The 11,770-nt window shown below is 69.0% G+C and carries 11 protein-coding genes; 5 read left to right on the top strand and 6 right to left on the bottom strand.

Annotation, left to right across the window (positions count from 1 at the left end):
- Positions 1-607: carboxymuconolactone decarboxylase family protein (locus H7I41_RS24455; protein WP_264015211.1), on the top strand; the 607-nt coding region annotated here is incomplete at its 5' end.
- Here H7I41_RS24455 and H7I41_RS24450 read toward each other — a convergent pair.
- Together H7I41_RS24450 and H7I41_RS24445 are read right to left on the bottom strand one after the other, a co-directional pair.
- Positions 596-1,414, bottom strand: coding sequence for an SDR family NAD(P)-dependent oxidoreductase (locus H7I41_RS24450; protein ID WP_264015210.1), 819 nt, complete (start codon positions 1,412-1,414; stop codon positions 596-598). The genes H7I41_RS24455 and H7I41_RS24450 overlap by 12 nt on opposite strands.
- A gap of 17 nt (positions 1,415-1,431) precedes the next feature.
- Entirely contained in the window at positions 1,432-2,433 is a 1,002-nt protein-coding gene (locus H7I41_RS24445; protein ID WP_264015209.1) for a zinc-binding alcohol dehydrogenase family protein, read from the bottom strand.
- An 82-nt stretch (positions 2,434-2,515) separates the two neighbouring features.
- Between H7I41_RS24445 and H7I41_RS24440 the strand changes: the two genes are divergently transcribed.
- On the top strand, positions 2,516-4,153 hold the full coding sequence (locus tag H7I41_RS24440; protein ID WP_264015208.1) for an HNH endonuclease signature motif containing protein: 1,638 nt from the start codon (positions 2,516-2,518) through the stop codon (positions 4,151-4,153).
- A gap of 36 nt (positions 4,154-4,189) precedes the next feature.
- On the top strand, positions 4,190-4,567 hold the full coding sequence (locus tag H7I41_RS24435; protein ID WP_264015207.1) for a pyridoxamine 5'-phosphate oxidase family protein: 378 nt from the start codon (positions 4,190-4,192) through the stop codon (positions 4,565-4,567).
- Between the two features lie 15 nt (positions 4,568-4,582).
- On the opposite strand, the gene H7I41_RS24430 is transcribed toward H7I41_RS24435, so the two are convergent.
- From H7I41_RS24430 to H7I41_RS24415, 4 genes are all read right to left on the bottom strand, one after another.
- Positions 4,583-5,785, bottom strand: a complete 1,203-nt coding sequence (locus H7I41_RS24430) for a hypothetical protein (RefSeq protein ID WP_264015206.1) — start codon at positions 5,783-5,785, stop codon at positions 4,583-4,585.
- 107 nt (positions 5,786-5,892) lie between these two features.
- Entirely contained in the window at positions 5,893-7,473 is a 1,581-nt protein-coding gene (gene mbtM / locus H7I41_RS24425; RefSeq protein WP_264015205.1) for a long-chain-fatty acid--ACP ligase MbtM, read from the bottom strand.
- 397 nt (positions 7,474-7,870) lie between these two features.
- Positions 7,871-9,496, bottom strand: coding sequence for a chaperonin GroEL (gene groL, locus H7I41_RS24420; protein ID WP_264015204.1), 1,626 nt, complete (start codon positions 9,494-9,496; stop codon positions 7,871-7,873).
- Positions 9,497-9,679: 183 nt separating this feature from the next.
- Entirely contained in the window at positions 9,680-10,237 is a 558-nt protein-coding gene (locus H7I41_RS24415) for a TetR/AcrR family transcriptional regulator (protein ID WP_264015203.1), read from the bottom strand.
- Between the two features lie 98 nt (positions 10,238-10,335).
- On the opposite strand from H7I41_RS24415, the gene H7I41_RS24410 reads away from it, so the two are divergent.
- Both H7I41_RS24410 and H7I41_RS24405 read left to right on the top strand, forming a co-directional pair.
- Complete coding sequence (locus H7I41_RS24410; protein ID WP_264015202.1) at positions 10,336-11,229, top strand: SDR family NAD(P)-dependent oxidoreductase; 894 nt, start codon at positions 10,336-10,338, stop codon at positions 11,227-11,229.
- Positions 11,230-11,259: 30 nt separating this feature from the next.
- Positions 11,260-11,754, top strand: a complete 495-nt coding sequence (locus H7I41_RS24405) for a cupin domain-containing protein (protein WP_264015201.1) — start codon at positions 11,260-11,262, stop codon at positions 11,752-11,754.
- The last annotated feature ends 16 nt before the right edge of the window (positions 11,755-11,770 follow it).

Below are 11,770 nucleotides of genomic sequence, written 5' to 3'. Positions count from 1 at the left end.
CGGCCCGGCCCGGGCGGCTGGTCCGGGGCCGACGGCCGGCGCCCGTCGCATGAGTCGCGTCCAGCCGCTCGCGCCGCCGTGGAGCGAGGCCGACGCCGCCGAGATCCACAGCTGGGGCCACCCGGACCGCACCTACGAACCACTGCTGCTGGTGCGTTGCCTGCAGCGCCACCCGAAGCTGGCACACCGGCTACGCAAGATGGGCGAGTCGCTGTACGTCGCCGCCCGCCTCCCCGCCCGGGTGCGCACCATCGCGATCCTGCGCATCTGCGCACTCGTCGGATGCGCCTACGAGTGGGGCGGCCAGGCTGCGTTCTGGGGGCCGCTGGCCTCGGTGAGCGACGAGGAGTGCGACGCGTTGGTCACCGGCGCACCCGCGAATTGGACTGCGGCCGAACGTATCCTGATCGACGCGATCGACGAGCTGGAACGCACCGGGTCATGGACGTCGGACACCTGGGACGCACTGGGCGGTGAGCTCGACGACGAACAACGGATGGAGCTGCTGATCGCCGTCGGCTGGTACCGCATGGTGTGCACGCTGTGCAACGGCCTTGCGCTGCCGGTGGAGGGCTGGATGCGACCCTGGCCGCTGTCAGCGGCGTGAATTCTTCAGCCCGGGATGCTGTTTGGCGACCAGGGGCAGCAGCACGCGGTGCGGCAGCAGCTGGAACAGCCGGGTGCTGATCTGGCTCGGCAGGCCGGGGATCACGCTGCCGCCGCCGCCTTCGAGGGCCTCGATGCCCTTCTTCGCTACGGCCCGTGACGGCATCCACATGAACTTCGGGAACGCGTTGGCGAATTCGCGCTCGTCGACGCCCGCGGCTTGGAGGAACCCGGTGCGCACCGGGCCAGGATGCAGGGCCGCGACGGTGACGCCGGTGCCGGCCAGCTCGCCACGCAGGCCGTCGGTATAGGTCTTCACGAAGGCCTTCGTGCCCGCGTAGCCGGCCTGGCCCGGGAACGGCTGAAACCCCGCCGTCGAACCGACGTTGAGGATCGCGCCCCGGCCGCGCGGCACCATCTGCTGCACCGCGCGGGTGGTGAGGTCGATGACGGCCTCGACGTTGACGCGAACCTGGGCGATCTCGTCGGCGACGCTCGACTCGGCGACCGGGCCGATGGTGCCGATCCCCGCGTTGTTGACCAGTACATCCACCGTCAGGCCGCGTCGCTCGATCTCGTCGAACAGTGCCGCACGCGCGTCGGGATCGGCGACGTCACAGGCGATCACCTCGACCCGCACGCGGTCGCCGAGTTCGGCGGCCAGCTCGCGCAGGCGGTCTTCGCGACGTGCGACCAGCGTGACGCCGTGTCCGCGCGCGGCGAGTTCGCGGGCCAGGTCGGCCCCGATCCCCGACGATGCTCCGGTGACGACCGCGGTGGTGGTCGGTGACGGCTGCGGTAGTGGCATGGGTTTCAACCTAACTCTCAGCGGGTGATGACGATCTTGCCGGTGACCCGGCCCGATTCGACGTCGCGGTGGGCTTCCTTCAATCCGGTCGACGAGAAGTCGTCGATGGTCTTGGTGACGGTGGTGCGCAGGACGCCCCGGTCGACGAGGTCGGCGGTGGCGGCGAGCAGGCGCTGCTGCTCGATCATGTCCGGCGTCTCGTACATCGCGCGGGTGAACATCAGCTCCCAGTGCCACGCGATGCTCTTCTTCTTCAGCGCGAGAAGATCCAGGCCGGGCGGCTCGTCGATGGCGGTGATGTGCCCGAACGGCTTCACGATGTCGGCGTAGGTGTCGATGTTGCCTGCCGAGTGCGGCGAGAACAGGAAGTCGACGCCGTCAGGGGCGACGGCGAGCGTCTCCTCGCGCAGATTGTGGTGATTGACCACCACATCGGCGCCCATGCTCGTCGCCCACTCCCGGGATTCGTCACGGCTGGCGGTGCCGATCACCCGCACACCGGTCAGCGCCTTGGCGAGCTGGATCATGATCGAGCCGACGCCACCTGCCGCACCGAGTACCAGGAGGTCACCGGTCGACTCCTTCGTCAGGCCGAAGCGGTCGAACAGTGACTCCCATGCGGTGATGGTGGTCAGCGGCAGGGCGGCCGCGTCGCCGAAGGACAGACTGGTCGGCTTGCGAGAGACGATCCGTTCGTCGACGGCCTGGAACTCTGCGTTGGTCCCCGGTCTGGTGAGGTCGCCGGCGTACCAGACCTCGTCACCGACCGCGAGTGTTTTCACCTGCGGCCCAACGGATTCGACGATGCCTGCCGCGTCGTAGCCGAGGATGGTGGGCGTGGCCGACTCCGGGACGACGGCGCGCTGTTTGACGTCGGCCGGGTTGACGGACACCGCGAGTATGCGGACCAGGATGTCGCGGGGGCGAAGTTCCGGGATGTCGACGGTGACGTCCTGCAAGGTCCTCGGGTCGTCGACGGGGCCGCCGGCGAATGAGCCGATCGCACGCATCGTGGTCATGACAGTCGACAACGTCAGCGGTGTCCGAGACCATCCCCGCTGTGTCGATTGCTTGTCGGACCACCTCGGTAGACTCGCACACATGTTCGAAGCGTTACCGCCGGAGATGGACGCGCTGCCCGAGTCAGCCGATGCCGCGGTCTGCGACGCGATCACCGGCTGGGCACGCATCGATGCCGCCGCCTGCGCACGCAAACACGCCGCCATGGCCGAACTGTTCACCCGCCGCACCGGCTGCGACACCGCCCAGGACCGCAACACCTGGTGGGTCGACCCCGACGCAGCCGTCGGGGCCGAGATCGGCGCCGCCCAGAACATCAGCAGCGGCCTGGCCCTGTTCCAAACCCACCGCGCCGTCGCCCTGCGCGACCGCCTCCCCCAGGTCGCCGCCTTGTTCGCCGACGGCCAGATCACCGAACTGCTGGTCCGCACCCTGGTATCGCGCACCAACCTGATCACCGACCCCGACGTCATGGCCAAAGTCGACACCGAACTGGCCGCCCAGGCCCACCGCTTCGGACCACAATCAGCCAAGAAAACCGAAGCCGCCATCGACGCCGTCGTCGAACTGCACGACACCGGGGCCGTGCGCCGCATCCGCACCGCCATGCGTCGCCGCGACGTCATCACCAGCACCGACGGCGAAGAGCCCGGCATGGCCTCGGTCTGCGCCCGGCTCTACGCCGGCGACGCCGCCGGCCTGGCACACCGCCTCGACGAGATGGCCCGCGCCGTCTGCGACGACGACCCCCCCACCCTGAGCGAGCGACGCGCCGACGCCCTCGGCGCCCTCGGCGCCGGCGTTTCGGTATTGGCCTGCGCCTGCGGCGAGACCGACTGCCCCGCCACCAGCGACACCCCCACCCCCGCCCCCAACACCATCGTCTACGTCATCACCAACGCAGACGAAAGTGACGGCCAGGCCGGGGCTGACGCTGACGAGACCGCAGACACTGAGGCGGGCGAGGCTGACGGCGCTACCTATGCCGAGTGCCGACCACCTCACGGCGAAACCCCCGACCCCGGAACGGCATCCGACGACACCGACACCGACACCGATCCGGCGCCCGAACCCGCCCCGGCGGCTACCCCGACCCGCAAGTCACAGTGCCGGCGGCCGATGGCGTTCGTGCTGGGCGCCGGGATACTGCCCACTGCGCTGCTGGCCGAGACCACCGGCAAAGCCCGCCGCCGCACCGTGCGCCACCCCGGCGACGCCGCACCCGAACCCCGCTACACCCCCTCACGTGCGCTCGCGGACTACATCCGGTGCCGCGACCTGACCTGCCGCTTCCCCGGCTGCGACCAACCCGCCGACCGCGCCGACATCGACCACACCATCCCCTACCCCGCCGGACCCACCCACGCCTCGAACCTCAAGTGCCTGTGCAGGTTTCATCACCTGCTGAAAACGTTTTGGTGCGGGCCATCGGGGTGGACCGACGTGCAATACCCCGATGGCACCATCGTGTGGACCGCACCCACCGGCCACACCTACACCACCCGCCCCGGCAGCGCCCTGATCTTCCCCACCCTGTGCCGACCCACCGGCAACCTACCGCCGCCACCACCACAGGCATTGCTGGACAACGCATTCCGCGGCGTCAAGATGCCCACCCGCCGACGCACCCGCGCCCAGAACCGGGCTCAACGCATCGCCGCCGAACGCAAACTCAACGACGACCACGTCGCCGAACGCAACACACCCCCACCCTTCTGAGCACTGGGTCAGCACCGGTCGCCGTATTGTCGGGGCATGAGTGTCAAGGTGGACATCGCCGAACTGTCAGGTGCGCTGGCCGACTACTCCTACGCCTACCTGGTCACCGTCGGCGACGACTACCGAGCACACACCGTCGCGGTCGAACCGTCACTGGCCGGCGGCGTCCTCTCCATCACCGGAGTCGGTCGTCGCACCGGTGACAACGCAACGCGGCACACCACCGTCACCCTGGCCTACCCGCCGCGGGACGCCGGCGGCTACACCTTGATCGTTGACGGGCAGGCCGACCTTTCCGGCGACACTCTGACCATCACACCCAACGGCGCAGTGCTGCACCGCAGCAAGCCAGCCGGCACTGCGGCGACGGCCACCGGATGCGGTGACGACTGCGTGCCGTTGTCCGGCGAGTGAGGCGAGCCGGCCAGGTCAGCCGGTGGCGTCTTCCGACGACTTCTCGTCCGACTTCTCATCGCGCTTCTCCGACTTCTCAGCGCGCTTCTCTGCACGCTCTTCGGCCCGGTCTGCCTTCGGCTCGCCCGCCTCGTCGCCCGACGTGTCGTCCTTCTCGGCCGAACGACTCCCGTGCACAGCGCGTTTGATGCTCTCCCGCACACCGGTCCTGATGTCCTTGATGCCCTGACGGAGCGACGCCCGCGGCTTCGGCGCCTCCGACGGCGCGTTCGCCTCGTCGTCGACGTCCGCATCGACGGTCTCGGCTGCCGCCTCTTCGGTCTCCGACGACTCGACCGACGTCTCGATCGACGGCCGCTTCCAGTCGAATCGCATCTCGGAGCCGCCCAACGGGTTCGGATTCTCCTCGGCGCCTTCCGGCACCTCGACGCCTTCCGGCACCTCGACGCCTTCCGGTAGCTCGGCGCCCAGCAGCTCCTCGGTGACCTCGGGCACGTCAGCGGCTTCGGGCGCCAATCCCCATTGCACGTCCCGCTCCGGTGGCTCCTGACCCCACGGGGTGAGCAGACCGGGTGCCGGGATCGGCGTGCCGCCGACCTCGCCGGTCAACAGCGGACTCAGATCGCCGTACCCGCCGAACAACAGCCCGTCGATGACATGGCCGGGTGCGGCGGCGATCCCCTCGAAGAACCCCGCCACGTCACCCGTCGTCGTCGGGTAGTAGATCCCCTCGTGCGCGATGCCGGCGGCGCCGATCGCACTCAGCAGCGGACCGACCAGACGCACGGTGGTGTACTCCACCAGTCCCGGCAGCTGCCCGAGCGCCTCGGCGTGGTCGGGGAACGCGTCGGCGAGCACCTCGGCGACCGCGTCGTTGAGCGGTCCGATCACCAACGGCGCCACGGGCGCCAGGAACGAGTCCGCCACCAGGGCGTAGTTCCAGTGCAACAGCTCCGCATCAGGCCACTGCGCATTCACCTGCGCCCAGATGGCCGGGAAGTCGTTGGCCAGTCCATCGACACTCTGCTCGAGTGCCGCCACCGCGCCGGCCACCAGGGTCTCGGCATAACCGGTCAGCGCCACCGACTGCGGCCCGGCGACGACGACGCGCGGCGCCTTCGCAACGGCCTCCTCGCCCGGCAGCGAAACGACCGCCGACCAGGTGATGGCGCCCGCACCGGCAAAGGCAAGGCCGGCAGTGAATGACCGTCGAAACACTCTGCAGCCCAGACCTTCTGCGGCAAGCGCACTTGGGAACTCCGATGTCGGGACAGACAGTAGCCGAGTTCGCCCCAAGAATGGGACCTTCCCTTGTGCAGCGCCTGTCAGTCCGCGGCGCCGACGATGCTGCGCTTGACTTCCAGCCGCTTCAACTTGCCCGAGGACGTGCGCGGCAGCGTGCCGGGCCGGACGAAGGTCACATCCGATGGCACCACACCGCATTCCGACGCGACCTGCTGGATGACCTGGGTTCGCGCGTCGTCCTCGTTGGGCCCGCGGAACTCCGCGACGATCGCGAGTCCGGGCCGGATCGACCGTTCCCCGACGCCGACCGCCACCACGGCGCCCTCGCGCACGCCGTTCACCTGTGCGGCGACTCCTTCGACCTCGGCCGGGAAGATGTTTCGGCCCGCGACGGTGATCAGTTCCTTGGCCCGTCCGCACACCACGAGTCCGCCGTCGACGAAGTAGCCCAGATCGCCTGTGCGGAACCAGTCGCCGGGACCGTGGGCCGTCTCGCCGACGTATCCCGACATCATCGACGTGCCCCGGATCAGGACCTCTCCCACCTCACGGTCCGAGCCGTCGGCGCTCACGTCGTCGCGCGGTTCGATCCGCACCTCCATGCCCTCGATCGCCTCGCCCAGCACGGTGTGCCTGCGCGGGGTGGCGCCGGTGTCCGTCTGCACCACCGTCTCGTCGACCATCAAACCGCGTCCCGGCACGGGCACCGTGACCGCACACGTCGCCTCCGCCAGACCGTAGGACGGCGCAAGGGCGCCGGCGTCGAAACCGAACCGGGCCATCTCCGTCGCGAAGCGCTGCGTGAGTTCGAAGTCCACCGGCTCGCCGCCGTTGAGGGCGAATCGCAGCCGGCTCAAATCGATTCCGGTGACGCGCCGGGAGTACTTGCCGATCATGCCGTACGCCATGTTCGGCGCGGCTGTGATACTCGCGCCGCCCTCGCTGAGCCAGTTCAGCCACCGGAACGGCGACGCCTGGAACGCCGCGGTGGGCGCCTGCCACAGTTCGGTGCCCGCCAGCGCGCCGGACATCAGGAAGCTCAGCCCCATGTCGTGGTACAGGGGCAGCCACGAACATCCGACGTCGGCGGCGTCTACGCCGATGCGGGCATTCAGCCCCTGCAGGTTCGCCAACACGGCGTCGGGCGACAGTCGCACCGTGCGCGGAGATCCGGTGGATCCCGCAGTGCCCTGCAGGATTGCGACGTCGACGGATGCCGCGGGAGCGGTGAACGTGCTGGAACGCCGGGGGTGTGCGACGGCGGCGACATCGTTGAGCATCTGCGGCTCGACGATCGACCCGAGTCGCTCCAGGTAGCTGCCGTTGCTCAGGATGCGCTGCACACCAATGTTCTTGAGACGGTCGACCGTCGAGAGCGCCCACTGTCCGGAGTCGGCGCCGCGCACGGGTCCCGGCAGGATCGACACCGCGGCGCCGGCGACGAAGGCGCCGACGATCGAGGCGATGAACTCGGCGGTGGGCTCGCCGACCAGGCCGACCGCGCCCACGCCGTCGTCCAGCAACCGCTCCGCTACGTTCTCCGCCCTGACGAAGACCTCGGGCCAGGGGTGCCGAACCCAGTCGCCATCGTCGAGGACCACCAGATCGTTCGGGCTGTGCCTCAGAGTGTCGGCCAGCGCCGCCCCGAGCGAACTCGTCATCGGTTCCTCAACCCCGCAGTCGCGCAGCGGTGCACAGAGGTGGTCGGAGAACCGGGCAGGGCCGGACGCATGTTTGCGTGCGTCCTCGACAGCAACAACACGGAACGACGCTACGCAATTCATTGACGAATTGGTAGGCCTACGTTCGCGCGTGGTGTGCGAACGACGCTCGGCACGCGGCTGCTCCACTCCCGCACGATGACTCACGATCTTGATCTTTCGCGCCAGGCGTCCTACCGCACGAAGGAATTCGCATGCGGGCGAGCCGCGAAAGGTTCGATCGGCCAGGCTCGGCGAACGATCCCGCCTGCGCCGCCGGGCGCCCGTCGAGCGTGCACGAAAAAGCCCGGCCTGCAAGCAGGCCGGGCCTTCCCGTGTTGTTCTGGTTGAGCAGGACTCAGAAGTCCATGCCGCCCATGCCACCGGTCGGGTCGCCCGCGGGTGCGGCCGACTTCTCCGGCTTGTCGGCGACGACGGCCTCGGTGGTGAGGAACAGCGCCGCGATGGACGCCGCGTTCTGCAGCGCCGAGCGGGTGACCTTCACCGGGTCCGCCACGCCGGCCTTGAGCAGGTCCTCGTACTCACCGGTGGCGGCGTTGAGGCCGGTCCCGGCAGGCGAGTTGGTGACCTTCTCGGCGACGACGCCGGGCTCGAGCCCGCCGTTGAACGCGATCTGCTTCAGCGGGGCCGACAGCGCGACGCGAACGATGTTCGCGCCGGTCGCCTCGTCACCGGTGAGCGACAGCTCATCGAGCGACGGAGCAGACTGCAGCAGAGCCACGCCACCACCGGCGACGATGCCCTCTTCGACGGCGGCCTTCGCGTTGCGGACGGCGTCCTCGATGCGGTGCTTGCGCTCCTTGAGCTCCACCTCGGTGGCAGCTCCGGCCTTGATCACCGCAACACCGCCGGCCAGCTTGGCCAGGCGCTCCTGCAGCTTCTCGCGGTCGTAGTCGGAGTCGCTGTTCTCGATCTCGGCGCGGATCTGGGCCACCCGGCCCTGGATCGCGTCGGCATCGCCGGCACCCTCGATGACCGTGGTCTCGTCCTTGGTGACGACGACCTTGCGGGCCTGGCCCAGCAGCGTGATGTCGGCGGTCTCGAGCGACAGACCGACCTCTTCGCTGACGACCTGGCCGCCGGTGAGGATCGCGATGTCCTGCAGCATCGCCTTGCGGCGATCACCGAAGCCCGGCGCCTTCACGGCGACGGACTTGAAGGTGCCACGGATCTTGTTGACCACCAGGGTCGACAGGGCTTCACCCTCGACGTCCTCGGCGATGATCAGCAGCGGCTTGCCGGCCTGGATGACCTTCTCCAGCAGCGGAAGCAGATCCTTGACGGTCGACACCTTGGAGCTGACCAGCAGGATGTAGGGATCCTCCAGGACGGCTTCCTGGCGCTCGGCGTCGGTCACGAAGTAACCCGAGATGTAGCCCTTGTCGAAGCGCATGCCCTCGGTGAGCTCGAGCTGCAGGCCGAAGGTGTTGGACTCCTCGACGGTGATGACACCCTCGTTGCCGACCTTGTCCATGGCCTCGGCGATCAGGTCGCCGATGGACTGGTCGCCGGCGGAGATGCCCGCGGTGGCAGCGATCTGCTCCTTAGTCTCGACCTCCTTGGCCGACTTAAGCAGCGTCTCGGTGACCTTCTCGACGGCCTTCTCGATGCCACGCTTCAGACCGAGCGGGTTGGCGCCGGCCGCGACGTTGCGCAGACCCTCGCGCACGAGCGCCTGGGCCAGCACGGTGGCGGTGGTGGTGCCGTCGCCTGCGACGTCGTCGGTCTTCTTGGCGACCTCTTTGACCAGCTCAGCGCCGATCTTCTCGTACGGGTCCTCCAGCTCGATCTCCTTGGCGATGGACACACCATCGTTGGTGATCGTGGGGGCGCCCCACTTCTTCTCCAGGACGACGTTGCGGCCCTTGGGGCCCAGCGTCACCTTTACCGCGTCGGCGAGGGCATTGAGGCCCCGCTCGAGGCCGCGACGGGCCTCTTCGTCATACGCAATTGTCTTGGCCATTGCGAAGTGATTCCTCCGAACAAGGGATTTGCACGTCTTTGTGGCCGGGCCCAGTGCCCGCGACGGACGACTCGGGTGTGCTCCGCATACGCGGACCCGTGTCTCACCGTCCCGACCTAGCACTCACTGGTCGCGAGTGCCAACTGCATTTCTAGCACTCGACCAGGGCGAGTGCAAGGTAGTTCAGCTCGCGCGGAGGCCGTCGACGATGACCGCCACCACCCGGTCGGCGATACCGGCGCCGTGGTCCTGGGTGGACTTGCACACCATCAGGAGGGCCTTCACTTCGGCCGGACCGATGTCGGCCCGAACGGTGCCCGCGCGCTGACCGGCCGCCAGCAGATCGGTGAGCACCTTGACGAACGCGGCTTCGGCGCCGGGTGCGGCCTGGTCGATGTCGACGCCGTAGCTCGCCAGCGCGTCGGCCATCCCGTGGTCGACGGCGGCCGTCCGCACCATCTCGCGCAGGAACTCGAAGAGCGCCGACCCCGGATCGTCGGCGAGCAGGGTCTCGGCGGCGGCCACGATGCTGCGCACCCGGTCCTCGATGACCGCCTGGAACAGCGCCTCCTTGGTCGGGAAGTGCCGGTAGACGGTGCCCGGGCCGACGCCGGCGCGGCGGGCGATCTCGTCGATCGGCACCGCGACGCCCTCGGCCGCGAACGTCTCGTAGGCGACGGCGAGAACCCGCGCACGGTTGCGGGCGGCGTCCGCGCGCAACGGCCGTGACGTCTCGGTCACCACAATCGGTCCTTCCGGTTGACAAAACGGAGCGCGCGTTCCGTATAGTCGGAGGAACCGGAGCGCACGTTCCGAATTCATTCTAACGAGGAGGACCCATGTCCCGCTGGAGCACCGCCGACATCCCCGACCAGACCGGGCGCACCGCCGTCATCACCGGCGCCAACACCGGCCTCGGCTACGAGACCGCCGCCGCCCTCGCCGCCCGCGGGGCACGCGTCGTGCTCGCCGTGCGCAACCTCGACAAGGGCAAGGCCGCCGCCGACCTGATCGCCGCCCGAAACCGCGGAGCCGACGTGTCGGTGCAGGAACTCGACCTCACCTCACTGGAGTCGGTGCGCGACGCGGCCGAGGCGCTGCGGGCCGGTCTCGACCGGATCGACCTCCTCGTCAACAACGCGGGCGTGATGATGACGCCGAAGGCCACCACCGGCGACGGGTTCGAGCTGCAGTTCGGCACGAATCACCTCGGCCACTTCGCCTTCACCGGGCTGCTCCTCGACCGGCTGCTCGAATCGCCGGGATCGCGGGTGGTGACGGTGAGCAGCATCGGCCACCGCTTCGGCCGCATCCACTTCGACGACCTGGGGTCCGAGCGCGGTTACTCCAGGATCGGCGCCTACGGACAGTCGAAGCTGGCCAATCTGCTCTTCACCTACGAACTGCAGCGCCGCCTCACCGGCACCGCCACCACCGCCCTTGCCGCCCATCCCGGAGGGTCGAGCTCCGAACTGGCGCGGTATTCGCCGCGCGTGGTGCAGCTCCTCTTCCGCCCGCTGGAACAGAGCACCGCGATGGGCGCACTGCCGACGCTGCGCGCGGCGACCGACCCCGGCGCACTCGGTGGCCAGTACTTCGGTCCCGGAGGGTTCGCCGAGCTGCGCGGCTTCCCGAAGGTGGTGTCCTCGAGCGACCGGTCGCACGACGTCGCGGCACAGCAGCGGCTCTGGTCGGTGTCGCAGGAGAAGACCGGCGTGATCTTCCCGGTCTGATCCCGAATCGGGCGGGATACGCTCGACCACGTGTCGCTGGTCGTGCCGCCCTATCCCCCGCCCCGATACACCGAAGACGAGCCCGAGGTCAGTGCGTGGCTCAAACGGGGCGACGAGCCGCCGGACTACGACTCCTTCGGCCTCGTCCAGTACCACTACCTCGCCAACCAGCAGGCCACCGGCGGCGACTACGGGCTGTACCGCGTCGAGATCGCGCCGAAGGGCGGCGGGCCGGGACCGCACTACCACCGGGCCATGTCCGAGGCGTTCTTCGTCCTGTCCGGCAGCATCAAGCTCTACGACGGCACCGACTGGCTGGACGGGACGCGCAACGACTTCCTCTACGTACCGCCCGGCGGCATCCACGGCTTCCGCAACGAGGCCGACGAACCGGCGTCGATCCTCATGCTGTTCGCCCCGGGTGCGCCGCGCGAGCACTACTTCGAGGGGCTGGCCCAACTGGGAGAGCTGACCGACGAGGAACGGCGCGAGTGGTTCATCGCCAACGACAACTTCTTCGTCTGACCGCCGCGGCCGGCCT

It is taken from the genome of [Mycobacterium] manitobense, from assembly GCF_025821665.1.
Lineage (GTDB): Bacteria > Actinomycetota > Actinomycetes > Mycobacteriales > Mycobacteriaceae > Mycobacterium > Mycobacterium arseniciresistens.
Note: the sequence above shows the minus strand (reverse complement) of the source record. Positions and strands in the feature narration are given on the sequence as shown.

Bases quoted from the DNA above. Each gene is read 5' to 3' on its own strand.
- H7I41_RS24450 (WP_264015210.1), bottom strand. From the start codon at position 1,414: ATGCCACTACCGCAGCCGTCACCGACCACCACCGCGGTCGTCACCGGA.
- H7I41_RS24445 (WP_264015209.1), bottom strand. From the start codon at position 2,433: ATGACCACGATGCGTGCGATCGGCTCATTCGCCGGCGGCCCCGTCGAC.
- H7I41_RS24440 (WP_264015208.1), top strand. From the start codon at position 2,516: ATGTTCGAAGCGTTACCGCCGGAGATGGACGCGCTGCCCGAGTCAGCC.
- H7I41_RS24435 (WP_264015207.1), top strand. From the start codon at position 4,190: ATGAGTGTCAAGGTGGACATCGCCGAACTGTCAGGTGCGCTGGCCGAC.
- mbtM (WP_264015205.1), bottom strand. From the start codon at position 7,473: ATGACGAGTTCGCTCGGGGCGGCGCTGGCCGACACTCTGAGGCACAGC.
- groL (WP_264015204.1), bottom strand. From the start codon at position 9,496: ATGGCCAAGACAATTGCGTATGACGAAGAGGCCCGTCGCGGCCTCGAG.
- H7I41_RS24410 (WP_264015202.1), top strand. From the start codon at position 10,336: ATGTCCCGCTGGAGCACCGCCGACATCCCCGACCAGACCGGGCGCACC.